At 70.9% G+C, this 26979-nt stretch carries 23 protein-coding genes; 18 read left to right on the forward strand and 5 right to left on the reverse strand.

Annotated elements, in window-relative coordinates:
- The first annotated feature begins 64 nt into the window (after positions 1-64).
- The 5 genes from SROS_RS01970 to SROS_RS01985 all read left to right on the forward strand — a co-directional run bounded on the left by SROS_RS01970 (position 65) and on the right by SROS_RS01985 (position 5855).
- Complete coding sequence (locus tag SROS_RS01970; RefSeq protein ID WP_012887194.1) at positions 65-769, forward strand: type 1 glutamine amidotransferase domain-containing protein; 705 nt, start codon at positions 65-67, stop codon at positions 767-769.
- 316 nt (positions 770-1085) lie between these two features.
- Positions 1086-1361: an FmdB family zinc ribbon protein gene (locus SROS_RS54335; protein WP_081453009.1), complete on the forward strand. Its 276-nt coding sequence runs from the start codon at positions 1086-1088 to the stop codon at positions 1359-1361.
- Positions 1362-1546: 185 nt separating this feature from the next.
- A complete protein-coding gene (locus SROS_RS01975) occupies positions 1547-2194 on the forward strand; it encodes an AmiS/UreI family transporter (protein ID WP_012887196.1) in 648 nt (215 codons plus the stop codon).
- Between the two features lie 99 nt (positions 2195-2293).
- Positions 2294-3541 carry a formamidase gene (gene fmdA / locus SROS_RS01980; protein ID WP_012887197.1) on the forward strand — a complete coding sequence of 416 codons (1248 nt, stop codon included), beginning with the start codon at positions 2294-2296 and terminating at the stop codon, positions 3539-3541.
- A 430-nt stretch (positions 3542-3971) separates the two neighbouring features.
- Positions 3972-5855: an ABC transporter ATP-binding protein gene (locus SROS_RS01985; protein WP_012887199.1), complete on the forward strand. Its 1884-nt coding sequence runs from the start codon at positions 3972-3974 to the stop codon at positions 5853-5855.
- Positions 5856-6114: 259 nt separating this feature from the next.
- Here SROS_RS01985 and SROS_RS01990 read toward each other — a convergent pair whose 3' ends face one another.
- Together SROS_RS01990 and SROS_RS01995 are read right to left on the reverse strand one after the other, a co-directional pair.
- Positions 6115-7533, reverse strand: a complete 1419-nt coding sequence (locus SROS_RS01990) for a rhamnulokinase (protein WP_012887200.1) — start codon at positions 7531-7533, stop codon at positions 6115-6117.
- Complete coding sequence (locus SROS_RS01995) at positions 7530-8630, reverse strand: LacI family DNA-binding transcriptional regulator (RefSeq protein WP_012887201.1); 1101 nt, start codon at positions 8628-8630, stop codon at positions 7530-7532. Before SROS_RS01995 ends, SROS_RS01990 begins: the two co-directional genes overlap by 4 nt.
- A gap of 216 nt (positions 8631-8846) precedes the next feature.
- On the opposite strand from SROS_RS01995, the gene SROS_RS02000 reads away from it, so the two are divergent.
- From SROS_RS02000 to SROS_RS02055, 13 genes are all read left to right on the forward strand, one after another.
- Positions 8847-9158, forward strand: a complete 312-nt coding sequence (locus tag SROS_RS02000) for a type 1 periplasmic-binding domain-containing protein (RefSeq protein ID WP_043651150.1) — start codon at positions 8847-8849, stop codon at positions 9156-9158.
- 62 nt (positions 9159-9220) lie between these two features.
- Positions 9221-10393 (forward strand): L-rhamnose isomerase, encoded by a 1173-nt coding sequence (gene rhaI, locus SROS_RS02005; protein ID WP_012887202.1) that lies wholly within the window; start codon positions 9221-9223, stop codon positions 10391-10393.
- Positions 10394-10481: 88 nt separating this feature from the next.
- Entirely contained in the window at positions 10482-12524 is a 2043-nt protein-coding gene (locus tag SROS_RS02010; protein ID WP_012887203.1) for a bifunctional rhamnulose-1-phosphate aldolase/short-chain dehydrogenase, read from the forward strand.
- Positions 12525-12563: 39 nt separating this feature from the next.
- Positions 12564-13991: an L-fucose/L-arabinose isomerase family protein gene (locus SROS_RS02015; RefSeq protein WP_012887204.1), complete on the forward strand. Its 1428-nt coding sequence runs from the start codon at positions 12564-12566 to the stop codon at positions 13989-13991.
- 585 nt (positions 13992-14576) lie between these two features.
- Positions 14577-15392: an alpha/beta fold hydrolase gene (locus SROS_RS02020; protein WP_012887205.1), complete on the forward strand. Its 816-nt coding sequence runs from the start codon at positions 14577-14579 to the stop codon at positions 15390-15392.
- Between the two features lie 337 nt (positions 15393-15729).
- A complete protein-coding gene (gene kdpF, locus SROS_RS49120) occupies positions 15730-15819 on the forward strand; it encodes a K(+)-transporting ATPase subunit F (RefSeq protein WP_052316848.1) in 90 nt (29 codons plus the stop codon).
- Positions 15819-17480 carry a potassium-transporting ATPase subunit KdpA gene (gene kdpA, locus SROS_RS02025; RefSeq protein WP_012887206.1) on the forward strand — a complete coding sequence of 554 codons (1662 nt, stop codon included), beginning with the start codon at positions 15819-15821 and terminating at the stop codon, positions 17478-17480. Before kdpF ends, kdpA begins: the two co-directional genes overlap by 1 nt.
- Positions 17480-19612 (forward strand): potassium-transporting ATPase subunit KdpB, encoded by a 2133-nt coding sequence (gene kdpB, locus SROS_RS02030; RefSeq protein ID WP_012887207.1) that lies wholly within the window; start codon positions 17480-17482, stop codon positions 19610-19612. The genes kdpA and kdpB overlap by 1 nt, the downstream gene beginning before the upstream one ends.
- Positions 19613-20485 (forward strand): potassium-transporting ATPase subunit C, encoded by an 873-nt coding sequence (locus tag SROS_RS02035; protein WP_012887208.1) that lies wholly within the window; start codon positions 19613-19615, stop codon positions 20483-20485.
- A 5-nt stretch (positions 20486-20490) separates the two neighbouring features.
- Positions 20491-23046 carry a sensor histidine kinase gene (locus SROS_RS02040; protein ID WP_012887209.1) on the forward strand — a complete coding sequence of 852 codons (2556 nt, stop codon included), beginning with the start codon at positions 20491-20493 and terminating at the stop codon, positions 23044-23046.
- Entirely contained in the window at positions 23043-23711 is a 669-nt protein-coding gene (locus tag SROS_RS02045) for a response regulator (protein WP_012887210.1), read from the forward strand. Before SROS_RS02040 ends, SROS_RS02045 begins: the two co-directional genes overlap by 4 nt.
- Before the next feature lie 192 nt (positions 23712-23903).
- Positions 23904-24203 (forward strand): hypothetical protein, encoded by a 300-nt coding sequence (locus SROS_RS02050; protein WP_012887211.1) that lies wholly within the window; start codon positions 23904-23906, stop codon positions 24201-24203.
- Positions 24204-24295: 92 nt separating this feature from the next.
- Positions 24296-24760, forward strand: a complete 465-nt coding sequence (locus SROS_RS02055) for an Rv1733c family protein (RefSeq protein ID WP_148268918.1) — start codon at positions 24296-24298, stop codon at positions 24758-24760.
- A 202-nt stretch (positions 24761-24962) separates the two neighbouring features.
- Here SROS_RS02055 and SROS_RS02060 read toward each other — a convergent pair whose 3' ends face one another.
- The 3 genes from SROS_RS02060 to SROS_RS02070 all read right to left on the reverse strand — a co-directional run bounded on the left by SROS_RS02060 (position 24963) and on the right by SROS_RS02070 (position 26911).
- On the reverse strand, positions 24963-25760 hold the full coding sequence (locus tag SROS_RS02060; protein ID WP_218919800.1) for a diaminopimelate decarboxylase family protein: 798 nt from the start codon (positions 25758-25760) through the stop codon (positions 24963-24965).
- A 32-nt stretch (positions 25761-25792) separates the two neighbouring features.
- Positions 25793-26050 carry an SAV_915 family protein gene (locus SROS_RS02065; RefSeq protein ID WP_012887214.1) on the reverse strand — a complete coding sequence of 86 codons (258 nt, stop codon included), beginning with the start codon at positions 26048-26050 and terminating at the stop codon, positions 25793-25795.
- Positions 26051-26251: 201 nt separating this feature from the next.
- On the reverse strand, positions 26252-26911 hold the full coding sequence (locus tag SROS_RS02070) for a class I SAM-dependent methyltransferase (RefSeq protein WP_012887215.1): 660 nt from the start codon (positions 26909-26911) through the stop codon (positions 26252-26254).
- Between the last annotated feature and the right edge of the window lie 68 nt (positions 26912-26979).

Raw genomic sequence — 26979 nt, forward strand, 5'->3', positions numbered from 1 at the left:
CTGGAGAAATGAGTGGCAGTCCGCCCGGAAAAGCGTATTCACGCACCAAGCGGGGATCAAAATCATGGCCGCAACGAAGAAAATCCTGGTCATCGTCACCAACGTCGGCGAGTACGAGAAAGTCGGCATGAGGACAGGACTGTGGCTCGGGGAGTTGACGCACTTCTGGGACGTCGCCGAGCAGGCGGGGATCCCCATGGACATCGCGAGCCCGCTCGGCGGGAAGATCCCGCTCGACCCGGAGAGCCTCTCCCACGAGGTCCTGGCGGAGCTGGGCACCGAGAAGCGCTACAGGGACAGAAAGTTCATGGACCTTCTCGAAGACACCAAGAAGATCTCGGAGGTGAATCTCGAAGACTACGACGCCATCTATCTCACCGGAGGGCACGGGGTCATGTTCGACTTCCCGCAGAGTCGCGACCTGGAAGATCTCATGGCCGGATTTTACGAGTCGGACAGAATCGTATCGACCGTCTGCCACGGCGGGACCGGCCTTCTCAACGTGACACTCGGAAATGGAGATCCCCTGGTAAAGGGGAAACGGGTCACCGGATTCTCCTGGCCCGAGGAGGAGCTGGCGGACAGGGCGGACGCCGTCCCCTACAACCTGCAGGAGGAGCTGCAGAAGCTCGGGGCCGACTACCGCATGGCCGACCGGCCGTTCGAGCCGTATGTGGTCGAGGACGGGCGTCTGATCACGGGACAGAACCCGGGCAGCGCCAGGGGCGTCGCCGAGGCGGTCGTCCGGAGGTTGACCGCGGTGGCGTAGACCAGGGGATCGGCACGCCCCTGGCCGGCGCCGCGGCGATCACGACGACGGCGGTTCGGCGAGGGGTGACCGGAGGTGCCGGGCGCGCCGGGCCCGGGGCGGACGGCGTTGCCGGAAAGCAGGTCTGACCTGCGGTCCGGCGCTCCGGCATGCGCGCCGGGGGGTCGGGGCGGCCGCCCCGTTCAGGCCTTGACAGGCCGGTTGGCTTCAGGTAGTCCGGAATTGTCGACCCGATCCGTCGCGGATCCGTGGTCCCGCCAGCCGGAGAGCCGGGCACGCATGGCTCCGTTCCCGGGCGGGCGGAGTGGAGGTGCCTATGGCAACCTATGAATACCTTTGTCGGAATTGCGGACGGTTCGACGTCCGGCTGCCGATAGGGACCGCGCCGCTGTCTCATGACTGCTCCACGTGCGGGCGCGGCGCCCCTCGGGTCTTCTCTCCGCCGGGCTTCTCCCGGGTGCATCCGGCGCTGTCCGCCGCACTCGATCGCGACGAGCGGAGCCGGGATGCGCCCGAGGTCGTCTCCGGCGTCCCCGGCCGGCGCCCTCCACGGCCGCCACACCCGGCCCTGGCGCGCCTGCCGCGCCCGTGAGCGGCGGAATGCGGCACAACATGTCCACATACGTCCCCCCGGTGGCGCCTGGAGCTCGGTGAAGGCCGACATCCAGCCGCCTTCACGGCTGACACGGTCATGGGCACGGTCGTGTCGCCGCATGGCGTAGACGGATCACGTTGCCCACCTTGAATTCCCATCACCGGCACTAGGGGGTGTCACGGATGGGAGCAGTTGGACTGCTCTACGTCGGCGCGGTGCTCTTCATCAACGGGCTGATGCTCCTGGGGAAGGTCGACCCGCGGGCCGCGGGCATCTTCAACCTCTTCGTCGGAGCGCTGCAGGTGATCACGCCCATCGTGTTGATCATCACCGCCAACGGCAGGCCGGACGTGATCCTCGGTGCTTCGGGGATCTTCCTGTTCGGGTTCACCTACCTGTATGTGGGGATCGGCCTGCTCGGTGGGTTCGACACCACCGGAATCGGTTACTTCTCGCTGTTCGTGGCGATCATGGCGCTCGGCTACGCGTTCGCGAACTTCCAGGTTCTCAATGACAGGCCCTTCGCCGTCATCTGGCTCTACTGGGCGTTCCTGTGGCTGCTGTTCTTCCTGCTGCTGGGGTTGAAGCGCGATCACCTGACCACTTACACGGGCTGGGTGACGGCGATCGAGGGATGGGTCACGGGGGCCATCCCGGCGTTCCTCATCCTCATCGGCTACTGGCAGCGCTGGAACCAGAACGTCATCGCGACCCTCCTGCTGGTGTTCGGCGTGGTGGTGTTCGGCGCGCTCTGGCCGCTGACGAGGAAGCGGGGGGCGCTCTCCAGCCGGGCGGGACCCGCCGGCGGTGAGACGATCACCGCCCACTAGCCCGCGAACCGTTCCCGGCGAGGGCCGGTGCCGAGGAGGAGGTGATGCGACCCGCCGACGCCCGATCACCGCGTGTCCGATTCAAGAGGAGGAACCGTCATGCCAGAAGTCGTGTTCAGCGTGGACCAGTCGAAGTCGATGCGTGACCAGGCCGTGCCGGGTCACAACCGATGGCATCCGGACATACCCGCGGTCGCCATGGTGCGACCTGGGGACGAGTTCCGCGTCGAATGCCGGGAATGGACCGACGCGCAGTTACACAACGACGACTCGGCCAACGACGTGCGAGACGTCGACCTCACCCTCGCGCACATGCTGAGCGGCCCGATCGGGGTGGAGGGGGCGGAGCCGGGAGACCTCCTGGTGGTCGACATCCTCGATCTCGGTCCGGTACCCCAGCAGACCGGCGACGCGCCGGGACAGGGCTGGGGCTACACCGGGGTGTTCGCCAAGGTGAACGGTGGCGGCTTCCTGACCGACTACTTCCCGGACGCCTACAAGGCGATCTGGGATTTCCATGGCATATACGCGACATCTCGCCACCTGCCCGGCATCCGGTATGCCGGCATCACCCACCCCGGGCTGTTCGGCACGGCGCCGTCGGCGGAGCTGCTGGCCAGCTGGAACCAGCGCGAGCAGGCTCTCATCGACACCGACCCCGACCGGGTCCCGGCCCTGGGCCTGCCGCCGCTGCGCGACAACGCCCTCGCCGGAACGGCGACCGGTGACGTGGCCGACCGGATCGCCAGGGAGGGGGCCCGCACCGTTCCCGCACGGGAGAACGGCGGCAACCACGACATCAAGAACTTCACGCGCGGGGCACGCGTCTTCTACCCCGTCCACGTGAAGGACGCCAAGCTCTCGGGAGGGGACCTGCACTTCAGCCAGGGCGACGGCGAGATCACCTTCTGCGGGGCGATCGAGATGGGGGGCTTCATCGATTTCCACGTGGACCTCATCAAGGGGGGCATGGAGAAGTACGGCGTCACCACCAATCCGATCTTCATGCCCGGCAACGTCGAGCCGCGGTACTCCGAGTTCATGTCGTTCATCGGCATCTCGGTCGACCACGACACGAACACGAACTACTACCTCGACGCGACGGTGGCCTACCGCCGAGCCTGCCTCAACGCCATCGAATACCTCAAGAAGTGGGGCTACACGGGCGAGCAGGCCTACCTGCTCCTCGGGTCGGCGCCCATCGAGGGCCGGATCAGCGGCATCGTCGACATCCCCAACGCCTGCTGCTCGCTCTACCTGCCCACCGAGATCTTCGACTTCGACGTGCGCCCGAACGCGGAGGGCCCCGTCAAGAAGGACAGGGGGCAGTGCGCGGTGACGTCCTGACCGGCGGGACGTAGCGGGGTGTGACGTCCCGGAGGCCGTGGCCGTCCCCGAGCCCGCGGTCCCGGGACCACCTCGCCGCCGCCCCCGTGGCCTCGGCCCAACCGGGATTCATCGGCCCACCTCCCGGCGGGAGGTGGGCCTTTCGGCTGTCTTGGCTGTCGGAAGGGGGCGCCGGCGGCGGGGGTTGACCTCAAGTTAAGTTGAGGTCTTAGTGTCCTCTCAGGACGCCGTCCGGAACGTCGGCGGCGCCGTGGATCCCCAGCGGGCCTCCCACGGCGGAGCAGGGCGTGATCGCGGCGACCGTGGCGATCGCTACGGCCATCCGGTCTGATCCGCCGTGTCCACGGAGACGGTCCGCGGACACGGCGGGATTCTGTCGGTGCTCCGTGGGATCGTCGGAAACCATCCCCCAGACCTCGGAGACAACGCGATGGACATGGAAGTTACCGCGTGGACATCGCTCTACCACGCGATGAACGCGCAGGAGGAGCGGCGGCCGTTCTCCATGGCCGCGCTGCGGCGCATCGCCGTGTTCGCCCGGCCCCACCGCCGCCTGCTGATCTGGTTCCTGCTGCTCAGCGTCGTGACGGCGGCGCTGGCGGTCGCGACCCCCGTGCTCGCCGGCCAGGTCATCAACGCCATAGACCAGGGCGCGGCGGTGGACGTCGTCGTCGGGCTCGCGGCGCTCATCGCCGTCATCGCGGTGGCGGAGGCCGGGCTCGGGCTGGTGACGCGGTGGCTGTCGGCGAGCATCGGTGAGGGCCTGATCCTCGCCCTGCGCGCCGCGGTCTTCGACCACGTGCAGCGCATGCCGATCGCCTTCTTCACCCGCACCCGCACCGGCGCGCTGGTCAGCAGGCTGAACAACGACGTCATCGGCGCGCAGCGGGCCTTCAGCGACACCCTCTCCGGCGTGGTCGGCAATCTCGTGACGCTCGTGCTCACGCTCGTCGTGATGATCGGGACCTCCTGGCAGATCACCCTGCTCGCCCTGGTGCTGCTGCCGGTGTTCGTCCTGCCCGCGCGGCGGATGGGCACCCGGCTGGCACGGCTCGAACGCGAGTCGGCCAACCACAACGCGGCGATGAGCACGCAGATGACGGAGCGGTTCTCCGCGCCCGGGGCGACGCTGGTGAAGCTCTTCGGCCGGCCCGCCGACGAGTCGGCCGAGTTCTTCACGCGGGCCCGGCGGGTGCGCGACATCGGGGTGCGCACGGCGATGGTGCAGTCGGTGTTCGTCACCGCGCTGATGCTGGTCTCGGCCCTCGCCCTCGCCGTCGTCTACGGTCTCGGCGGCTTCTACGCGTTGCGGGGGCAGCTGGAGCCGGGCGCCGTCGTCGCGATGGCGCTGCTGCTCACCCGCCTCTACGCGCCGCTGACCGCCCTGGCCAGTGCGCGGGTGGAGATGATGAGCGCGCTGGTGAGCTTCGAGAGGGTCTTCGAGGTGCTGGATCTCAAGCCGCTGATCACCGAGAAGCCGGACGCCCGGCGGGTGCCCGAGGGGCCGGTGTCGGTGGAGTTCGACGCGGTGCGGTTCGGCTACCCGTCGGCTGACAAGGTGTCGCTCGCGTCGCTGGAGGAGGTCGCGACCCTTGACACGCGCGGCGGCGTCGAGGTGCTGCACGGGGTGTCGTTCCGCGCCGAGCCGGGGCGGATGGTGGCGCTGGTGGGGTCGTCGGGCGCGGGGAAGTCGACGATCGCGCAGCTGGTCACGAGGCTCTACGACGCCGATGAGGGTGCCGTGCGCCTGTCCGGTGTGGACGTCCGGGACCTGTCGGCCGACTCGATCCGCGAGACGCTCGGGATGGTGACGCAGGACGGGCACCTGTTCCACGAGTCGATCCGCGCGAACCTGCTGCTGGCCCGGCCGGAAGCGCCGGAGGAGGAGCTGTGGGAGGTGCTGCGCCGCGCCCGGCTCGCCGACCTCGTCGAGGCGCTGCCCGACGGCCTGGACACCGTCGTCGGCGAACGCGGATACCGGCTCTCCGGCGGCGAGCGCCAGCGGTTGACGATCGCGCGGCTGCTGCTGGCGCGCCCCAGGGTGGTGATCCTCGACGAGGCCACCGCTCACCTGGACTCCACCTCGGAGGCTGCGGTGCAGGAGGCGCTGGGCGAGGCGCTGGCCGGGCGGACCTCGGTGGTGATCGCGCACCGGCTCTCCACCGTCCGGGCCGCGGATCTCATCCTCGTGATCGAGGACGGGCGGATCGTGGAGCGCGGCACGCACACCGACCTCCTCGCCGCCGGTGGCCGTTACGAGGAGCTCTACCGGACCCAGTTCGACCAGCCGTCCGTCAGGGAGGCGGTCCACTGACCGGTCCGCCGAGCCGCCGGGGAAGGGCCGGGTGGCCCGATGACGGCGGGCCGGGCGTCCAGGGGAGGTGCCGCCGGCGGGCCGGTTGCCGGGGCTGGAGACACGGGGTGCCGCCCGCCGAGCCGCCGCCGGCCGAGCCGCCGCCGAGCCGGGCGTCGGCGGACGCGTCGCCCGCCCGAGCCGCCGACGGGCCGGTTTCCGGGCCCCGCGCCCCGCGCCCCGGGGCGCGGGGCGCGGGGCGCGGGGAGGGGCGGGTCGTTCAGCGGCCGGGGAGCCGGGCCTCGGCCCGGGCCCACGCCTCCTCCTCATCCTTGGGACGGTAGGTGACGAGCCGCTCGCCCTGCCGTACGAGGGCGCGGATGTCGGAGACCGCGCCCTGGGCGCGGGCCTGGACCAGGGCGTTGCCCAGGGCGGCGGCCTCCACCGGGCCGGCGACCACCGGCAGGCCGGTCGCGTCGGCGGTCATCTGGCAGAGCAGCGTGTTGCGGGCGCCACCGCCGACCACGTGCACGACCTCCACCTCCTGGCCGCTGAGCCGTACGGCGTCGCGGACCGCCCGGCGGTAGGCGAGGGCGAGGCTCTCCATCACGCACCGCACGACCTGGGCCCTGCCGGCCGGGGGCCGCTGGCCGGTGCGCTCGCAGAACGCGGCGATCCGGGCGGGCATGTCGCCGGGCGGCAGGAAGGCCGGGTCGTCGGGGTCGAACACCGCCTGGAACGGCGGGGCCTGCGCGGCGGCGGCGAGCAGCTCGGACAGGCCGGAGTCGCCCCAGGCGCGCATGCACTCCTGCAGGATCCACAGGCCCATCACGTTGCGCAGGTAGCGGATGGTGCCGTCCAGGCCGCCCTCGTTGGTGAAGTTGGCCAGGCGGCTCTCCGGGGTCAGGACGGGCCGGGGGAGTTCGAGCCCGACGAGCGACCAGGTGCCGGAGGAGATGTAGGCGAACCGGTCGGTGTCGGCGGGCACCGCCGCGACCGCCGACGCGGTGTCGTGCGAGGCCACCGCGGTGACCGGGGTCGAGGCGGGCAGCCCGGTCTCCGCGGCGACCTCGGCGCGGAGCGTCCCGGCGGCGGCTCCCGGCTGCCGCAGCTCCGGGAGGATCCTGGAGGGCAGGCCCAGCCGTTCGGTCAGATCCCTGGCCCAGCCGCCGGTCCGCACGTCGTACAGCCCGGTGGTGGAGGCGTTGGTGGCCTCCGCGCCGACGGAGCCGGTCAGCCAGTGGGTCAGCAGATCCGGGATCATCAGCAGCGTCTCGGCGCGTCCGAGGTCCCGTTCGGCGAGTAGCTGGTAGACCGTGTTGAACGGCAGGAACTGCAGGCCGCCGGCCTGGTAGAGCGCGTCGGCCCCCACCTCGGCGGTCACCCGTTCCATGATCCCGGCGGTCCGCTCGTCGCGGTAGTGCACCGGGTTGCCGATGAGCCTTCCGGCGCCGTCGAGCAGGCCGTAGTCGACCGCCCAGGAGTCGATGCCGACCGAGTCGACCGGCCCGGCCTCGCGCAGCCCGTCGAGGACGCCCCGGTGCAGGGCGAGGATGTCCCAGTGCAGGGTGCCGCCGACCCGGACCGGGCGGTTGGCGAACCGGTGCACCTCGGTGAGGCGCACCCGCCCGCTGTCGATCCGCGCGGTCATCACCCGCCCGCTGGAGGCACCCAGGTCGACTGCCGCGTAAACGTTCATCGAATCTCCTTGAGCGTGGAGACCTCGGGCTTCAGCCCCGGGGAGGAAGTCGTCGCTCGTCGTCGGATGGTCGCCGCGGTCCTGCCCGGCCCGCCGGTGGACTCGCGGACGACCAGCTCGGGCTGGAACATGATCTGCCGGTGCGCGTGCGCGCCGGGGTCGCCGCACTCCTCCAGCAGCAGCTCGGCGGCGATCTGCCCGAGCCGGTAGGTGGGCTGCCGGACCGAGCTGAGCGACACCGCCGAGGCCGCCGCGAAGTCGATGTCGTCGTAGCCGATCAGGGCCACGTCGCCGGGCACTTCGACCCCGGCCTGGAGCAGGCCCCGGAGCACGCCGAGGGCGAGCAGGTCGTTGGCGCAGAAGATCGCCTCGGGGAGCCAGCCGGAGACGATCAGCCGTTCGGCCGCCTCCTGTCCCGCCCGCGCGGTCATGGCCGGCGCCTCCACCGTCTCCAGGACGGTCTCGGGGTCGAGGCCCGCGGCGGCCAGGGCCTGGCCGGCGCCGCGCCCCCGGTCCAGGCACTGCCGGATGGTCCGCGGGCCGGTGAGGTAGCCGATCCTCCGCGAGCCGAGGTCGAGCAGGTGGGCGACGGCCAGCCGGCCGCCCGCCACGTCGTCGACGGTCACCGAGCACAGGTCGGGCCGGTGCGCGGGATGGCCGACGAGCACCACGCTGATGCCGCGCTCGCGCAGCCCGTCGAGCGGTCCGGGGTCCTCGTCCGAGGGGGTGATGAGCACGCCGCGCACCCGCTGCTCGGCGAAGACGAGCAGGTTGTGCTCCTCCTTGGACCGGGAGCCGGCCGAGTTGCCGAGGATCACCGCGTAGCCGAGGTCGCTGGCGACGTCCTCGGCTCCGGCCGCGACGTCGGTGAAGAACGGGTTGCCGATGTCCATGACCGACAGCCCGATGGTCCGGCTGTGCCCGGCGCGCAGCGTCGACGCCGAGCCGTGCCGGACGAAGCCGAGCTCGTGGATCACCCGCCTGACGCGCTCCCGGGTCGTGGGGGCCACCCGCTCCGGCCGGTTGAGCACGTTCGAGACCGTGGCGGGAGACACCCGTGCGAGCCGGGCGACCTCCTTGATGCTGACAGTCCCCAACTACCCTCCTCGGATCGGTCTCTATTAAAACGTGTTATGCCGTCTGGCGGTGACCTTATCCAAACACGCTGCCCAGCCGGGCGCCACTCCGTCCCTGATGAGAGAGGTAACGCATTGGAAACGGGCCCTTCGCACCCCATTGACATGGCCGGATCCTGGGATTAGCGTCCCGTCAACTCTCTAAAACGTTTTAGGTCAGGGAAGGGGTGGGGCGCGGTGACTGAGCCGGGCAGAGGGGAGGCGCCGTTCGGGCCACCCCCCGAACAGGCCCCTCCGGTCCTGGTCCCGGCCGGGGTGGGCAAGGCGTTCGGCGCCGTGCAGCAGTTCGCCCTGTGGAACCCCAAGGACCTGGGCTACCTGGCCGGCTACTCCGCCGCCGCGCTCGCCTCGGGCCCGATCACCGGCGCCGAGGGCGAGAAGTTCAAGGCCGGGAAGCTCGGCGAGTACACGATCGGCGAGGACGGCGAGGTCATCCTCGGCGCGCCGTTCGTCTTCAAGGCCGACAACATCGACGAGTTCGACTTCTGACGGACGACGTGGGTACGGCATGCGCCCAGGTCGCGCACGCCGTACCCGGCGAGGAGCCTTTCTTGAGCGACATCAGGGCCACGCTACGGGCGCAGGCCATCGAGACCCCGTCGTGGGCGTACGGCAACAGCGGCACCCGGTTCAAGGTGTTCGCCCAGCGGGGCGTGCCGCGGGACCCCTACGAGAAGCTGGCCGACGCGGCCCAGGTGCACGCCTTCACCGGGGTCGCGCCGACGGTGGCGCTGCACATCCCGTGGGACAGGGTCGACGACTACGCCGACCTGGCCCGGCACGCGTCCGAGGTGGGCGTGCGGATCGGCGCGATCAACTCCAACGTCTTCCAGGACGACGACTACCGGCTGGGCAGCGTCACCAACCCCGACCCGGCGGTGCGGCGCAAGGCCCTGGACCACCTGCTGGCCTGCGTGGACGTCATGGACGCCACCGGGTCCGACACGCTGAAGCTGTGGTTCTCCGACGGCACCAACTATCCCGGCCAGGACGACATCCGCTCCCGGCAGGACCGGCTGGCCGAGGCGCTGTCGGCCGTCTACGGGCGGCTGGGCGAGGGACAGCGGTTCCTGCTGGAGTACAAGCTGTTCGAGCCCGCCTTCTACGTGACCGACGTGCCCGACTGGGGCACCGCCTACGCGCACTGCCTGCGGCTGGGTGACAAGGCACAGGTGGTGGTGGACACCGGGCACCACGCGCCGGGCACCAACATCGAGTTCATCGTGGCGTTCCTGCTCCGGGAGGGCAAGCTCGGCGGGTTCGATTTCAACTCCCGCTTCTACGCCGACGACGACCTGATGGTCGGCGCGGCCGACCCGTTCCAGCTCTTCCGGATCATGTACGAGGTGATCCGCGGCGGCGCCCTCTCCGGACGGCACGGCGGGCCGGAGCAGGGAGTGGCGTTCATGCTCGACCAGTGCCACAACATCGAGCCGAAGATCCCCGGCCAGATCCGGTCGGTGATGAACATCCAGGAGGCCACGGCCAAGGCGCTGCGGGTCGACGCGGACGCGCTGGCCGCGGCCCAGGCCGAGGGCGACGTGCTGGCCGCCAACGCCGTGCTGATGGACGCCTACAACACCGACGTCCGGCCGCTCCTGGCCGAGCTGCGCCAGGAGATGGGCCTCGATCCCGACCCAATGGCCGCCTACGCCCGTTCCGGCTACTTCGAGAAGATCGCCGCCGAGCGGGTCGGCGGCACCCAGGCGGGCTGGGGCGCCTGACGTCCGCGTCCCGTCCCGCCGGTGCGCCCGCGGTGAGACGCGGAAGGGCGCATCGTGAGTTCACTGTTCACACGTTGGGGGATATTTCATGACTTCGCCGGTTGAGAAGCTGCTGCAGCGGTCGCACGCGCTCGGCTCCGATCCGCGCAACACCAACTTCGCGGGCGGCAACACGTCGGCCAAGGGCGTCGCCGTCGATCCGGTGACCGGATCCGACGTGGACCTGATGTGGGTCAAGGGGTCCGGCGGCGACCTGGGCACGCTGGCCGAGGGCGGCCTGGCCGTACTGCGGCTGGACCGGCTGCGGGCGCTCACCGAGGTGTACCCGGGGGTGGAGCGCGAGGACGAGATGGTCGCCGCGTTCGACTTCTGCGCCTTCGGCAAGGGAGGCGCGGCGCCGTCGATCGACACCGCCATGCACGGCCTCGTCGAGGCCGCGCACGTGGACCACCTGCACCCGGACGCCGGCATCGCGATCGCCACCGCCGCCGACGGACGGGAGCTGACGACGCGGATCTTCGGCGACCGGGTGGTCTGGGTGCCCTGGCGCCGCCCCGGCTTCCAGCTCGGCCTGGACATCGCCGCGATCAAGGACGCCAACCCGCAGGCCATCGGCTGCGTCCTCGGCGGCCACGGCATCACCGCCTGGGGCGAGACCTCTGCCGAATGCGAGGCCAACTCGCTGGACATCATCCGCACCGCCGAGGCCTACCTCGCCGAGCACGGCAGGCCCGAGCCGTTCGGCCCGGTCATCCGCGAGCCGCTGGCGGAAGCCGCCCGGCGGGAGCGCGCGGCGGCGCTGTTCCCCCTCCTCAGGGGCCTGGCGAGCACGGACCTGCCGCAGGTCGGCCACTACACCGCCACCCCCGAGGTCCTGGACTTCCTGTCCCGCGAGCGCCACCCCGAGCTGGCCGCGCTCGGCACCTCCTGCCCCGACCACTTCCTGCGCACCAAGGTCGCCCCGCTCGTGATCGACCTGCCCGGCGACGCGCCCCTCGAAGAGGTGGCCGTACGGCTGCGCGAGCTGCACGCCGCCTACCGGGAGGACTACGCGGCCTACTACCGGCGCCACGCCACGGCGGACTCGCCGCCGATGCGCGGCGCGGACCCGGCGATCGTGCTGGTCCCCGGCGTGGGCATGTTCTCCTTCGGCAAGGACAAGCAGACCGCCCGGGTGGCGGGCGAGTTCTACGTCAACGCGATCAACGTCATGCGCGGTGCCGAGGCGGTGTCGTCCTACGCGCCGATCGAGGAGTCGGAGAAGTTCCGCATCGAGTACTGGGAGCTGGAGGAGGCCAAGCTCCGCCGGATGCCCGCACCGAAGCCGCTGGCCACCCGGGTCGCACTGGTCACCGGGGGCGGGTCGGGCATCGGCGCCGCCACCGCCCGGCGGCTGGCGGCCGAGGGGGCCTGCGTGGTCGTCGCCGACCGCGACCTCGCCGCCGCCGAGAAGGTCGCCGCCGAGCTGGGCGCCAAGGCCTACCGGCCCGAGGACGTCGCGACGGCCGTACAGGTGGACGTCACCGACGAGGAGCAGGTCGTCGCGGCCCTCCGGCAGGCGGTGCTGGCCTTCGGCGGGGTCGACCTGATCGTCAACAACGCCGGGCTGTCGCTGTCGCGGTCCCTGCTGGAGACCAGCGTCGCCGACTGGGATCTGCAGCACGACGTGATGGCCCGCGGCTCGTTCCTGGTCTCCAGGGAGAGCGCCCGCGTGATGATCGACCAGGGCATGGGCGGGGACATCGTCTACATCTCCTCCAAGAACGCGGTCTTCGCCGGACCCAACAACGTCGCGTACGGCGCCGCCAAGGCCGACCAGGCCCACCAGGTCCGGCTGCTCGCCGCCGAGCTGGGCGGATTCGGCATCCGGGTCAACGGCGTCAACCCCGACGGCGTCGTGCGCGGATCCGGGATCTTCGCCTCCGGGTGGGGCGCCAACCGGGCGGCGGTCTACGGCGTGCCGGAGGACAAGCTCGGCGAGTTCTACGCCCAGCGGACCCTGCTCAAGCGCGAGGTGCTGCCCGAGCACATCGCCGCGGCCGTCTTCGCCCTCACCGGCGGAGAGCTGTCGCTCACCACCGGCCTGCACATCCCCGTCGACGCCGGTGTCGCCGCGGCCTTCCTGCGGTAACCCCGAGATTCCCCGGTAACCCGGCAAGAGGAGAACGTCATGCGTGCCGAGCTGTCCAGGATCACCGCTCCCCGTACCAAGGTGGGGCTCGTCGCCGGAGGCCTCGGAGCCTACTGGCCGCAGTTCCCCGACCTGCTGCCGCAGCTGCGGCATTCCTCCGAGCGCGTCTCGGAGCGGATGCGGGCCCTCGGCTGCGAGGTGGTGGACGTCGGTTTCATCTCCGACGCCCAGGAGGGCGCCGTCGCGGCCGAGAAGCTCCGCGCGGCCGGCTGCGACATCATCGTCGGCTTCCTCACCACCTACATGACCGCCACCATGCTGCTCCCGGTCGCGCAGCGCAGCGGTGCGCCGGTGCTGCTGATCAACCTGCAGCCGACCGAGTCGATGGACCACGCCACCTTCGACACCGGCCAGTGGCTGGCCTACTGCGGGGCCTGCCCGCTGCCGGAGATGGCCAACACCTTCATCCGCTGCGGCATCCCGTTCCGCTCGGTCTCCGGTTACCTGGAGGACGAGCGGGCCTGGGCGAAGATCGGTCGGTGGGTCAAGGCCGCCGGGGTGCGGGCCGCGCTCCGGCGCGGGCGGCACGGCCTGATGGGCCACCTCTACCCGGGCATGCTCGACGTGGCCACCGACCTCACCCTGGTCCCGGCGAACCTCGGCGGCCATGTCGAGGTGCTGGAGTTCGACGACCTGCGGGTGCGGGTGGAGAAGGTGACCGACGCCGAGGTCACGGAGCGCATGGACCTGGCCCGGGACGTCTTCGAGCTGGCCGACACGGTCAACGGCGACGACTTCTCCTGGGCCGCCCGGGTATCGGTCGGCCTGGACCGGCTCGTCGAGGACTTCGCCCTCGACAGCCTGGCCTACTACCACCGGGGCCTGGACGGCGAGATCCACGAGCGGCTCGGCGCCGGGATGATCCTCGGCGCGTCGCTGCTCACCGCCCGCGGCGTCCCGTCGGCCGGGGAGTACGAGCTGCGCACCTCGCTGGCCATGCTCATCATGGACCGCCTCGGCGGGGGCGGCTCGTTCACCGAGCTCCAGGCGCTCGACTTCGCCCGCGGGCACGTCGAGATGGGCCACGACGGGCCCGCCCACCTGGCCATCAGCTCGAAACGGCCGTTGCTGCGCGGGCTGGGCGTCTACCACGGCAAGCGCGGCTGGGGCGTGTCGGTGGAGTTCGACGTCACGCACGGCCCGGTCACCGCGTTCGGCCTGCTGCACCGGCCGGACGGCCGGTTCGGCTTCGTCGTCTCCGAGGGCGAGGTCGTCGACGGGCCGCTGCTGCGGATCGGCAACACCACCTCCCGGGTCGACTTCGGCTGCGACCCCGGGGAGTGGACCGACGCCTGGAGCGCCACCGGCATCTCCCACCACTGGGCGCTGGGCACCGGCCACCGCGCCGCCGAGCTGCGCGCCGTGGCCGACCTCCTCGGCGCCGACCTCATCGAGGTGAAGCCGTGAGCATCAAGGCGGAGCAGTAAGCCGGGGCTCCCAGGAGGAGTCCCCGGACCACAGGGCCCACCGGCGCGCCGCGCGCGCCGGTGGGCCCTTCGCGTGGTGGGCCCTTCGCGTGGCGGGCCTTTACACGGTGGGTCCTCGCGTGGCGGGTCTTCGCGCGCCGGCCTTTGCGCGGGGGCTTTTGCGTGGCGGGTCCGGACGGCACGGCCAATTCCCCGGAACGAATTGGGATCGATTCTCCTCCACCGGGCCGGACATGGCAGGAAGCGGTCACCGGTGGGCAGCATGCTGCCTTTGACATCCCTGGTCCCGGGGCCGTGGAACGCGCAGAGTTGTCTGTGCGAGGACAAATGAACGGTCCGAGAAAAAGGGGTTGAGAAATGAATGAATCCGCTGCCAAGACCGACAGATCCGCATGGGAACGGGCGATCGCGTCCCGGAGGGACGGGCGGTGTGAATATACGCCCGGCCGTACCGGATCCGCCGGTGAATATACGGGCGGAATGGGACCGGGGAGAGCGCACTTCTCGGAGAACGGCTCGGGACCCCCCGGCAGGCCGTCGGGGAAATCGCGGAAAAGGAGAATCTATGACCGAAGTGACATCCAGCAAGGGCATGGCCGTCAGCAAGATACTTTCGAGCGACGGAGTCGCCATCGCCTACGACCGGGTGGGCCAGGGGCCACCGCTCATCCTGGTGGGCGGAGCGTTCAGCTATCGCGCCTTCCCAGGGCTGGTGGAGCTGGCCGAGCTGCTGTCCCAGCATTTCACCGTCATCAACTACGACCGCCGAGGCCGGGGTGACAGCGGGGACACGACGCCCTACGCGGTCGAACGGGAGGTCGACGATCTCGACGCCCTGATCAGGCATGTCGGCGGGGCGGCGTCGGTGTGGGGGCTGTCCTCCGGGGCGGTCCTCGCACTCAGGGCGGCCGCGCACGGCCTGGCGATCAACCGGCTGGCGCTGTACGAGCCGCCGTTCGTGGTGGGCGACAGCCGCCGGCCGCCGGCCGACCATCAGGCGCAGCTCACCCGGCTCGTGGCGGCGGGCCGGCGGAGCGCGGCGGCCAAGTACTTCATGAGGAGGGTGTCCGGCGTCCCCGCCGTGTTCATGGTGGGCCTGCCGTTCCTCCCCCTGTGGTCGAGGTTCAAGGCGGTGGCCCACACGCTGCCGTACGACGCGGCGGTGATGGGGGACTACTCGTTGCCCGCCGGACAGCTGTCACTGGTCACGGTGCCCACGCTCGTGATCGCGGGTGAGAGGAGTTCCACGGTGCTGCGGCAGGCGGCACAGGAAGTCGCGAACGCCGTGCCCAATGCGCGGCACCGATCCTTGGAGGGACAGAACCACAACGTGTCCATGAAAGCCCTCGCTCCCGTTCTGGTGGAGTACTTCAAAGTTTGATGAGAGGAGTGTCACGGAGGCCGACACGGCATCCGGCCGAGCGCCCCGTCGCGACGGGGCCCTCGGCCGGATCGGCATGTGCCCCCGGGCCGCCGTGACGTGGTGGTTCCGGCCCGCGCGTAGTGATGGCGTCAAAGCTTGCCGACCCGGCGTATGGAACCCGTCAAGAAGTGCTTTGCGGCGATAAATCCACGATTTGCTGCTTATGTGCCGCCCGTCTGACGGTGCAAGAACATTTCCGGATTTGAGGAGTGGGGATGGCAGACGTCATCTTCGTCGCCCTGACGATCGCGATTTTCGTGATCTTCGGGCTCGTCGTGAAGGCGGTGGAGCGCCTGTGAGCGCTGTCAACGCCATTGGCCTGGTGGTGGCCGTCGGCCTGGTGATCTTCATGATCGCGGCCCTGCTCTTCCCGGAGCGCTTCTGATGAGCCCCACCCTCGCCGGGATCCTGTTCATCGGATCCCTCGTCCTCGCGCTGGTCCTGACCCACCGGCCGCTGGGCGACTACATGTACCGCGTCTACACCGGCACCAAACACACCGCCGTCGAGCGGGTGGTCTACCGGGCCATCGGCGTCCGGCCGGACACCGAGCAGCGATGGAGCGTCTACGCCCGCGGCGTGCTGGCGTTCTCGCTGATCTCGGTCCTCTTCCTGTACGGCCTGCAGCGCCTGCAGGACAAGCTGTTCCTCTCCCTGGGGGTGCCCCCCGTCACCGACCATGTCGCGTGGAACACCGCGATCAGCTTCGTGACCAACACCAACTGGCAGGCCTACTCGGGCGAGTCCACGATGGGCCACCTGGTGCAGATGGCCGGCCTGGCCGTGCAGAACTTCGTCTCGGCCTCGGTCGGCATGGCCGTGGCGGTCGCGCTGGTACGCGGGTTCGCCAGGAGCCGGACCGAGAACCTCGGCAACTTCTGGGTGGACCTGGTCCGCGGCACGGTCCGCATCCTGCTGCCCATCGCGTTCGTCGGCGCGATCGTGCTGGTGGCCGGAGGGCTGATCCAGAACTTCGCCGAGCCGCACACCGTGACGACCCTGACGGGCGGCCGGCAGGCGATCACCGGCGGCCCGGTGGCCAGCCAGGAGGTCATCAAGGTACTCGGCACCAACGGCGGCGGCTTCTACAACGCCAACTCGGCCCACCCGTTCGAGAACGCGGCGCCCTGGACGGACTGGGTCGAGATCTTCCTGATCCTGCTCATCCCGTTCGCGATGCCGCGCACCTTCGGCAGGATGGTCGGCCAGGTCAGGCAGGGCTACGCGATCGTCGCCGTGATGGCCACCCTCGCCCTGGCCAGCGTCGCGCTGACCAACGTGTTCGAGCTGTCCGGCGGCGCCACCGTCCCGCAGGCCGTCGGCGCGGCGATGGAGGGCAAGGAGATGCGGTTCGGCGTGTCGAACTCCGCCACCTTCGCCGCGGCGACCACGCTCACCTCGACCGGCGCGGTCAACTCCTTCCACGACTCCTACACCCCGCTCGGCGGCATGATGACGATGTTCAACATGATGCTGGGCGAGGTCGCGCCGGGCGGGGTGGGCGCGGGCCTGTACGGCATGCTCGTGCTGGCGGTGATCACGGTCTTCGTGGCCGGGCTCATGGTCGGCCGGACCCCCGAGTATCTCGGCAAGAAGATCAGCGCCCGTGAGATCAAGCTCGCGTCGATGTACTTCCTGGTCACCCCGGTCCTGGTGCTGATCGGCACGGCCCTGGCCATGGGTTCGGCGGAGCAGCGGGCGAGCATGCTCAACGGGGGGCCGCACGGCCTGTCGGAGGTCCTCTACGCCTTCACCAGCGCTTCCAACAACAACGGCTCCGCCTTCGGTGGCATCACCGTCAACACCCCGTGGTACGACACCGCGCTCGGCCTGTGCATGGCGTCCGGCCGCTTCCTGCCGATCATCTTCGTGCTGGCCCTGGCCGGATCGCTGGCCAGACAGGCACCGGTCCCGGAGTCGGCGGGCACGCTGCCCACGCACCGGCCGCAGTTCGTCGGCATGGTCGTCGGCGTGACGATCGTCCTCGTCGCCCTGACCTTCCTCCCGGCTCTGGCGCTCGGACCACTCGCAGAAGGAATCCACTGATGTCCACCCCCGTGATCGAAGCGCCGGGCCGTACCCCCGCTCCGCGGAAGAAGGTCGGCGGCGGGCTGCTCGACCCCGCCCAGCTCGTCAGGTCGCTGCCCGCCGCCCTCGCCAAGCTGAACCCCGTGCACATGTGGCGCAACCCGGTCATGCTGATCGTCGAGATCGGCGCGGTGTTCTCCACCGTGCTCGCGGTCGCCGACCCGTCGTTCTTCGCCTGGGCGATCGTCGTGTGGCTCTGGCTCACGGTGGTCTTCGCCAACCTGGCCGAGGCCGTGGCCGAGGGCCGGGGCAAGGCGCAGGCCGCCACCCTGCGCGCCGCCAAGCGCGACACCACCGCCCGCAGGCTCCCCGACCGGGGAGACCCCGGCCGGTGGGACGACGTCGGCGCGTCCGAGCTGAGGCAGGGAGACTTCGTGGTCGTGGAGGCCGGGGAGATCATCCCCGGTGACGGCGACGTGGTCGAGGGCATCGCCAGCGTCGACGAGTCGGCCATCACCGGAGAGTCCGCGCCGGTGATCCGCGAGTCCGGCGGCGACCGTTCGGCGGTGACCGGCGGCACCAAGGTGCTCTCCGACCGGATCATCGTCCAGATCACCCAGAAGCCGGGCGAGAGCTTCATCGACCGGATGATCGCCCTCGTCGAGGGCGCGAACCGGCAGAAGACGCCCAACGAGATCGCGCTCAACATCCTCCTGGCCGCGCTGACGATCATCTTCCTGGTCGCCACCGTCACCATGCAGCCGCTGGCCGTCTACTCCAAGGCCGTCAACCCCGGCATCCCCGACTCGCTCGCCCTGACCGGCGACGGCGTCACGGGCATCGTGCTGGTCTCGCTGCTGGTCTGCCTCATCCCGACCACGATCGGCGCGCTGCTGAGCGCGATCGGCATCGCGGGCATGGACCGCCTGGTCCAGCGCAACGTGCTGGCGATGAGCGGCCGGGCCGTCGAGGCCGCCGGCGACGTCAGCACCCTGCTGCTGGACAAGACCGGCACCATCACCCTGGGCAACCGGCAGGCCTCGGAGTTCGTCCCGGCGCCGGGCGTCTCCGTCGACGAGCTCGCCACCGCCGCCCAGCTCGCCAGCCTCTCCGACGAGACCCCCGAGGGCCGCTCGATCGTGGTCTACGCCAAGCAGGCGTACGGCCTGCGCGAGCGGGAGGCCGGCGAGCTGGCGCACGCCGAGTGGGTGCAGTTCACCGCGCAGACCCGGATGTCGGGGGTGAACGTGGACGGCCGCCAGGTCCGCAAGGGCGCGGCGACCGCGGTCATGAAGTGGGTCCGCGAGAACGGCGGGCACCCCACCGACGAGGTCGGCGCCATCGTGGACGCCATCTCCGGCTCGGGCGGCACCCCGCTGGTGGTCGGCCAGGTCGTCGACGGCAAGGCGCGCGTGCTGGGCGTCATCCACCTCAAGGACGTCGTCAAGCAGGGCATGCGCGAGCGGTTCGACGAGATGCGCCGGATGGGCATCCGCACCGTCATGATCACCGGTGACAACCCGCTGACCGCCAAGGCCATCGCCGACGAGGCCGGGGTCGACGACTTCCTCGCCGAGGCCACTCCCGAGGACAAGCTCGCCCTGATCAAGAGGGAGCAGGAGGGCGGCCGGCTGGTCGCCATGACCGGCGACGGTACCAACGACGCGCCCGCGCTCGCGCAGGCCGACGTCGGCGTGGCGATGAACACCGGCACGTCGGCGGCGAAGGAGGCCGGCAACATGGTCGACCTCGACTCCAACCCGACCAAGCTCATCGAGATCGTCGAGATCGGCAAGCAGCTGCTCATCACGCGCGGCGCGCTGACGACCTTCTCCATCGCCAACGACATCGCCAAGTACTTCGCGATCATCCCCGCGATGTTCGCCGCGGTGTACCCGGGGCTGGACGCGCTGAACATCATGCGCCTGACCAGCCCGCAGTCGGCGATCCTGGCCGCGGTGATCTTCAATGCGCTCGTCATCGTGGCGCTGATCCCGCTGGCCCTGCGCGGCGTCCGCTACCGCCCCTCCAGCGCCTCGAAACTGCTCGGCCGCAACCTCTACCTCTACGGCCTGGGCGGCATCGTCGTCCCGTTCGCCGGGATCAAGATCATCGATCTTCTCATCCAGTTCCTTCCGGGGATGTCATAAATGGAACGCCTGCCCAGCTGGATCCGCCAGCACCTCGCCGCGCTCCGCGCGCTGCTCGTCCTCACCCTGATCCTCGGCGCGGCCTACCCGCTGCTGGTCACCGGGGTCGCCCAGGCCGTCTTCGGCGGCAACGCCAACGGCTCGATCGTCCAGAAGGACGGCAAGGACGTCGGCAGCGCGCTCGTCGGCCAGAAGTTCACCGACGCCGACGGCAACCCGGTCGGGAAGTACTTCCAGAGCCGCCCGTCGGCGGCCGGCGACGGCTACGACATGCTCTCCACCTCCGCGAGCAACCTGGGCCCCGAGGACGTCGTGGACGTCCTGCCGGTCCCGGGCGCCAAGGACGACGAGGGCGGGCCCGACGAGGGCAAGCAGAGCCTGCTCACCCAGGTCTGTGCCCGCAGCAAGGCCGTCGGCGAGCTGGAGGGCGTCAGCGGCGCCCGGCCGTACTGCACCCCCGACGGCGTGGGCGCCGTGCTGAAGGTCTTCCCGGCGGTCGGCGCGCCGGTCAGGGCGGTCAGCGTCAACCAGGCCTGCCCGGCCGTCCCGTTCACCGCCGAGTACCAGGGCGTGAAGGTGGAGTGCGGCAAGCCCGGCGAGGACTACGCGGCCGGCCGTACCGTGCCGGTCCGGGGCTCGCAGCGGGCGGTGGTGCCCGCCGACGCGGTCACCGCCAGCGGTTCCGGCCTGGACCCGCACATCTCACCCGCCTACGCGGAGCTGCAGGCGGCCCGGGTGGCGAGGGAGCGCGGCCTGCCCGTGGAGAAGGTCAGGCAGCTCGTCGAGGAGAACACCGACGGCCGTTCCCTCGGCTTCATGGGCGAGCCGGGCGTGAACGTCCTGCGGCTCAACCTGGCTCTCGACAAGGGGTGATCGGCGTGCCACGCGGGCGGCTGCGCGTCTACCTGGGCGCGGCACCGGGGGTCGGCAAGACCTTCGCGATGCTCGGCGAAGGACACCGCCGGCTGGCGCGCGGCAGGGACGTGGTCGTGGGTCTCGTCGAGACCCACGGCCGCCCCCGCACCGCCGAGCTGATCGACGGCATGGAGGTCGTCCCCCGCCGGACCGTGATCCACCGGGAGGCCGCCTTCACCGAGCTCGACGTGGACGCGGTCATCGCCCGCGCTCCCCGGATCGCCCTGATCGACGAGCTGGCGCACACCAACGTGCCCGGCTCCCGGAACGCCAAGCGCTGGCAGGACGTCGAGGAGATCCTCGACGCCGGCATCGACGTCGTCTCCACCGTCAACATCCAGCACCTGGAGTCGCTCAACGACGTCGTCCGGCAGATCACCGGCGTGCCGCAGCGCGAGACCGTGCCCGACGAGGTGGTACGGCGGGCGGATCAGGTCGAGCTGGTCGACATGTCGCCCGAGGCGCTGCGCCGGAGGCTGGCGCACGGCAACGTGTACGCTCCGGAGAAGGTCGACGCGGCGCTGTCCAACTACTTCCGGGTGGGCAACCTGACCGCGCTGCGCGAGCTGGCCCTGCTCTGGGTCGCCGGGAAGGTCGACGAGCAGCTCGACCGCTACCGCGCCGAGCACGGCATCGAGGGGACCTGGGAGGCCCGGGAGCGCGTCGTGGTCGCGCTGACCGGCGGTCCCGAGGGCGACACGCTGATCCGGCGGGCCGCGCGCATCGCGGCCAGGTCCAAGGGCGCCGACCTGCTGGCCGTCCACGTCACCAGGGCCGACGGCCTGGCCGGAGGAGACCCGGTCAACCTCGCCCGCCAGCGCGTGCTGGCCGAGAGCCTGGGCGGCACCTATCACCAGGTCGTCGGCGACGACGTCCCGAGGGCACTGCTCGACTTCGCCCGGGGGGTCAACGCCACCCAGCTCGTGCTGGGCGCCTCCAGGCGCGGCCGGTTCGCCCAGATCCTCTCCCGGGGCGTGGGGGTCACGACGACCGCGCTGTCCGGCTCCATCGACGTCCACATGATCACGCACGGCGAGGCGCAGAAGGGACGCCGTCCTCCACCGTCCCGGGCCGCGCTGACCCGTACGCGCAGGCTGGCCGGATGGGCCGTCGCCGGCGCCGGGCTGCCGACGCTCACCGGCGTGCTCCTCCCGTTCAGGGAGACCCTGACGCTGCCCAGCGAGATCCTGTTCTTCCTGCTCGTGGTCGTCGGCGTGGCCCTCATCGGGGGCATGTGGCCGGCCGTCACCGCGGCGGTCGGCGGTTCCCTGCTGCTGAACTACTTCTTCACGCCCCCCGTCCACACCCTGACGATCTACGATCCCGAGAACCTCTTCGCCCTCGTCGTCTTCGTCCTGGTGGCCATCATGGTGAGCGGCATCGTCGACGTGGCGGCCCGCCGTACGAGGGAGGCGGCGCGGGCGAGCGCGGACGCCGAGGTGCTGTCCACCCTGGCCGGCCACGTGCTGCGCGGCGAGTCGGCGCTGCCGTCCCTGCTGGCGCGGCTGCGCGAGACCTTCGCCCTGACCTCGGTCACGCTGCTGGAACGGATCGACGGGCCCGTCCCGGACGACCAGTCGGACCCCGAGGCGTGGCGGATCGTCGCCACCGCCGGCGCCACTCCCTGCACCTGCCCCGGCACGGCCGACGCCGACGTGGTCATCGACGAGCAGCTGGTGCTCGCGGTACGGGGCAGGCTGCTGGAGGCCTCCGACCGGCGGGTGCTGGAGGCGTTCGCCGCCGAGGCGGCCGTGGCGCTGCGCCAGGAGCGCCTGCGCCGCGAGGCCGACCTCGCCGGGCCGCTGGCCGAGACCGACAGGATGCGCACCGCCCTGCTCGCCGCCGTCAGCCACGACCTGCGCACCCCGCTCGCCTCGGCCAGGCTCGCCGTCGAGAGCCTGCGCGGCACCGAGATCGAATGGAGCGCGGAGGACCGCGAGGAGCTGCTGGCCACCGCCGACGAATCCCTGGTCAAGCTCGACCGGCTGGTCGCCAACCTGCTCGACATGAGCCGCCTGCAGGCCGGCGTGCTCGGCCTGGCCCTGCAGCCGGTCGCGCTCGAAGAGGTCATCCCGCGCTCGATCGACGACCTCGGCCCGCTCCGCGACCGCGTCGAGGGCGACGTGTCCGTGGATCTCCCCGAGGTCGTCGCCGATCCGGTGCTGCTGGAGCGGATCCTGGTCAACGTCATGTCCAACGCCGTGCGCTACAGCCCGGCCGGCCGGAAGGCCCTCGTCGCGGGGAGCAGGCACGGCGATTATGTCGAGATCCGCGTCGTCGACCGCGGCCCCGGCATCCCCGCCGAGGCGCACGACCGCGTCTTCATGCCCTTCCAGCGGCTCGGCGACCGCGACAACCACACCGGGGTCGGCCTCGGCCTGGCGCTCTCCCGGGGGCTCGCCGAGGCCATGGGCGGCACCCTCACACCGGAGGAAACGCCAGGGGGAGGTCTCACGATGATCCTGACACTGCCCGTCTCCTCGCGAGCGGACGGCCTGCCCGCCGTGGAGAGAGCATGACCCGCGTCCTCGTCGTCGACGACGAGCCCCAGATCCTGCGCGCGCTACGGATCAACCTGCTCGCCCGGCACTACGAGGTCGCGGTGGCCGCCGACGGCGGCGCGGCACTGCGCGAGGCGGCCGACTGGCGCCCCGACCTGGTCATACTCGACCTGGGCCTGCCCGACATCGACGGGGTCGACGTCATCCACGGGCTACGGGGCTGGACCTCGATCCCCATCGTGGTGCTCTCCGGCCGAGCCGGTGGCGCGGACAAGGTGGACGCGCTCGACGCGGGCGCCGACGACTACGTCACCAAGCCGTTCAACATCGACGAGCTGCTCGCCCGCATCCGTGCGGTGACCCGGCGGACCGCGCTCCACGACTCCGAACTCGCCCGGATCCGCATCGGCGACCATGTCGTCGATCTGGTCGGCAAGACCGTCTCCGGCGGTGTACGGCTGACGCCCACGGAGTGGCACCTGCTGGAGATCCTGCTGCGCAACCCCGGCAAGCTGATCAGCCAGCGCCGGCTGCTGACCGAGGTCTGGGGAGCGAAGTACCTCAAGGAGACCCATTACCTGCGCCAGTACATGACCCAGATGCGCAAGAAACTGGAGCGGGATCCCGCCCACCCGGTGCACCTGCTGACCGAACCGGGCATGGGGTACCGCTTCCATCCCTGAGACCTGCCCCGACGTCCGTACAGGAGGCGCGGGGACGTCCGTACGGGAGGCGTCGAAACCGCGCGGCCGGGGCGGTACGGGTCAGGGCGGCGTAGGAATATCGCTCATGGCCGTCAAGGTCCCGTATGAAGGTGCCGTGATGGACTCTTCGCGGGGTGACGATTGGGATATATCCCCTCACAGGAGAACGTGATGTCCGCAGTGCTGACCCCCGCCCCCGCCCCCGCCCCGGCTGCGGCGGAGCCCCCCGATACCGGTGACAGGCGCCGGCTGACCGTGACCGTCGGCCTGGCCGCGCTCGCCGTGGTGGTCCCGGTGCGCGCGGTCAACCGGCTCGCCCGCGAGGCCCTGATCGCGGCGCTGTCACTCGGTGACAGGGGCGTGGCCGTCGACGTCGCCCGTCCGGAGGGCGGGCCGGACGCCCGCCGTATCGACACGGTGGTGTGCCGCATGCGCTTCCGTGGCGGAACTCGCACGGCCGGTGCGGCGTGACTCTGCGGAGCACCGGGCAGTGGTTCTGGGCCTCGGGGGCCGGGGGAGGGCGAGGACTCCCGGCGAGACGGCGTGACAGAACGTTGGCCGCGATGGTCGTCTTCGCCTCCGTCGTGGGCTGTGCCGTGGCGCTCACCGCCTATCGTGCCCTCACGAGCGACGCGGACGCCTACTTCGCGAGCCACCGCCAGATCACCGCTCAGGTCCTCTCGATCGACGATCGTTCTCCCGCCATATCGCGCCGGGCGGGCACGAGGGCCGAGGTCGCCTGGGTCGACGGGAGCGGCGTCCGGCATACCGGTACGACCCGGCTGCGGGGGGACCAGACGGAGGAGGCGCGCGTACGGATCTGGATCGACGGCGGCGGCAGACCCGCCCCTCCGCCCCTCGGCCCGGCCGGGTTCATCGTCAGCCCCCTGCTCCTGGGGCTTTTCGCGGCCGGTGCCACCTGGTCGGTCATGCTGCTGGCCGAGTCGGGAAGGAGGGTGTGGATCGCACGTCATGCCATGGCGGGATGGGACCGGGAATGGCGGGCGCAGACGGACCTGGAGCGGTGATCCCGGACGCCGGCCCGTGCGGAACCGTCGAAACAGCTCGCCGCCGCCTCTCCCGCCACCTCAGCGGTCGCCGCGGGTGGCGCCGTTTCCAGGCCAGGCACGGTGAGGCGCGGGGAGTTACCGAATCCCCGCGCCTCACCCGGCGGTCGCCGCTACAGGCCGACGTCCCTGCGCGTCAGGTCCTCCGGCTCCTCACGGCGGACTACCAGCCTTGCCTGCCCGCCGGCGACGGCGACGACGGGCGGGCGGTCATGTTGTAGGTGGAGGCCATCGAGTGGTGGTAGGCGCCGGTGGCGGCCACGACGATCACGTCGCCCGGCCGGATGTCCGCCGGGAGCTCCACATCCTCGGCGATGGTGTCCCCGGCCTCGCAGTGGAGCCCGGCCAGTTTCAGGCTGGGCTGTCCGAGGACGCGGGTCACGGCCTGTCCGGCCGCTCCGGTCGCGACGGACAGACCGAACTTCTGGTCCTCGCCGCCGGTGCGGGTCGCCTCGTGCGCCCCGCCCTCGATGTCGGGTATGACTCTGAGCAGCACCTTCTGCCGGCGGCCCGCGGGGATGAGCGCGGCCAGCCGGTTGATCTCGGCGAGATTGTCCACCACGATGCGTCCGACACCCGCCGCGACGGCTCCACGCAGTTCCTGGGGAGTCTTGGCGTTGCCGTGGAAGATGATGCGATCGGCGGGGAACCCGATCGAGCAGGCGAAGGTCAGCTCGCCACCCGAGCACACATCCAGGCCGAGACCCTCCTCGCGGACCCAGCCGGCCATCGCCCGGCAGAGGAACGCCTTGGCCGCATAGGCGATCTCGGCATCCGGCAGGGCGGCCCGGTAGGCCCGGCACCGCTCGCGGACATCCGTCTCGTCCAGGACGTAGGCCGGTGTGCCGAAGCGGGTGGAGATCTCCACGAGGGAAACGCCTCCGGCCGTGGCGTCGCCGTCGGCCTCGAAGCGCGTGGTCGCCGACCAGGGCCCGCGGGCGGTCACTGTGACGGAAGGCATCTGCGACTCCAGGGATTGCTCAAGAACGCACATCACGCCACCTGGGAGGACAGTCGGGTCATGGTCCCCGCGGGGTCGATCGCGACGCCGACGCCGGTCAGATCTCCGATCATGCTCCGGAGGGCGGGCTCGCTGAGCCGGATCCAACGCTGGTCGGCGCCGAGCACCCTGGCCAGGCGCGCCGGTGAGGAGAAGGCCACCGCCGCCGGTTTGCCGGAAGCGGTCTTGAACAGGCGCAACGATATGAAGGCGCCTTCACGGACCGGGACGTACAACGGAGCTTCCGACATGACTTCCTCCTGGTGAAAACTCGCACAACAGGGACGTTAGGTCCGTGCCGGAGCCGCCGGGCCGATCATTACGGGATACAGACGCGGATGGCGGAAGAGCTGACGCCCCATTGACGAGGGCGGTTCCCGCCTGTGCGCCGGATCCCCGGCGGACACGGCCTCACCGTCGGGCAGCCTCCCTTCGCTCGAGGCGGGCGGCCCTCACGCGGGGCGGGCGACACCGAGGACGTGGCTGACACGCCGGAAGGGGACGCGGTCGAGGCGCTCGATGCCGAAGCCCGCCCGGCCGATGGCGGTGACGACGTCGCTGGCGGGGCGGCAGCCGCCGCAGACACGCGCCCAGAGCGGGCCGGCCATGACCTCGATCAGTGAGACAACCGGACTGCCCGAACGCTGATGCTCGTAGAAACGCAGCTCGCCCCCCGGCCGGAGGACCCGTCTCACCTCCGACAGCGTCGCCTCGGGCCGGACCACGCAGCACAGCACCAGCGAGCAGATGACGGCGTCACAGGACGCGTCCGGGACCGGCAGACGCGTCGGGGTCCCGTCGAGTATGCGCACCGGCGTCGAGACCCCGGCTGCAGGCGTCTGAGCCGCCGCGCGGAGGAAAGGGTCCGGTTCGACGAGGACGATCTCGTCGAGACCGGTAGGGAAACAGGTGAGCTTGATCCCGTCGCCGGCGCCGATCTCCAGGACGCGTCCGGTGAGGCCGGCCAGCAACCGCACGCGCTGCGGGGTCGGACGGAGCCCGTTCCCCACTCCGGTGCACACGGGCCGGGGGTGGTGGAACTGCTCCATCCCGCTTCCCAGGCGGTTCCTGGTGTCCGAGGGGTCGCCGTGGTCGCGAATGCGCACCGCCATGTCTCCTCCTGAGGTCGGTGCTTTCAGTGTTGGACACGGCTGCCTCTGGAAACGGCCGTCGATATGAG

Source organism: Streptosporangium roseum DSM 43021, assembly GCF_000024865.1.
GTDB classification, from domain to species: Bacteria; Actinomycetota; Actinomycetes; order Streptosporangiales; family Streptosporangiaceae; genus Streptosporangium; species Streptosporangium roseum.

Coding starts and splice junctions, on each gene's coding strand:
- SROS_RS02065 (WP_012887214.1), bottom strand. CDS start 26,050: ATGTCGGAAGCTCCGTTGTACGTCCCGGTCCGTGAAGGCGCCTTCATA.
- SROS_RS02045 (WP_012887210.1), top strand. CDS start 23,043: ATGACCCGCGTCCTCGTCGTCGACGACGAGCCCCAGATCCTGCGCGCG.
- SROS_RS01990 (WP_012887200.1), bottom strand. CDS start 7,533: ATGAACGTTTACGCGGCAGTCGACCTGGGTGCCTCCAGCGGGCGGGTG.
- SROS_RS01985 (WP_012887199.1), top strand. CDS start 3,972: ATGGACATGGAAGTTACCGCGTGGACATCGCTCTACCACGCGATGAAC.
- SROS_RS02010 (WP_012887203.1), top strand. CDS start 10,482: ATGACTTCGCCGGTTGAGAAGCTGCTGCAGCGGTCGCACGCGCTCGGC.
- SROS_RS01970 (WP_012887194.1), top strand. CDS start 65: ATGGCCGCAACGAAGAAAATCCTGGTCATCGTCACCAACGTCGGCGAG.
- SROS_RS02015 (WP_012887204.1), top strand. CDS start 12,564: ATGCGTGCCGAGCTGTCCAGGATCACCGCTCCCCGTACCAAGGTGGGG.
- SROS_RS54335 (WP_081453009.1), top strand. CDS start 1,086: ATGGCAACCTATGAATACCTTTGTCGGAATTGCGGACGGTTCGACGTC.
- SROS_RS02060 (WP_218919800.1), bottom strand. CDS start 25,760: ATGCCTTCCGTCACAGTGACCGCCCGCGGGCCCTGGTCGGCGACCACG.
- SROS_RS02050 (WP_012887211.1), top strand. CDS start 23,904: ATGTCCGCAGTGCTGACCCCCGCCCCCGCCCCCGCCCCGGCTGCGGCG.
- fmdA (WP_012887197.1), top strand. CDS start 2,294: ATGCCAGAAGTCGTGTTCAGCGTGGACCAGTCGAAGTCGATGCGTGAC.
- SROS_RS02035 (WP_012887208.1), top strand. CDS start 19,613: ATGGAACGCCTGCCCAGCTGGATCCGCCAGCACCTCGCCGCGCTCCGC.
- SROS_RS02055 (WP_148268918.1), top strand. CDS start 24,296: ATGGTCGTCTTCGCCTCCGTCGTGGGCTGTGCCGTGGCGCTCACCGCC.
- SROS_RS02070 (WP_012887215.1), bottom strand. CDS start 26,911: ATGGCGGTGCGCATTCGCGACCACGGCGACCCCTCGGACACCAGGAAC.
- SROS_RS02020 (WP_012887205.1), top strand. CDS start 14,577: ATGACCGAAGTGACATCCAGCAAGGGCATGGCCGTCAGCAAGATACTT.
- SROS_RS01975 (WP_012887196.1), top strand. CDS start 1,547: ATGGGAGCAGTTGGACTGCTCTACGTCGGCGCGGTGCTCTTCATCAAC.
- kdpA (WP_012887206.1), top strand. CDS start 15,819: ATGAGCCCCACCCTCGCCGGGATCCTGTTCATCGGATCCCTCGTCCTC.
- kdpB (WP_012887207.1), top strand. CDS start 17,480: ATGTCCACCCCCGTGATCGAAGCGCCGGGCCGTACCCCCGCTCCGCGG.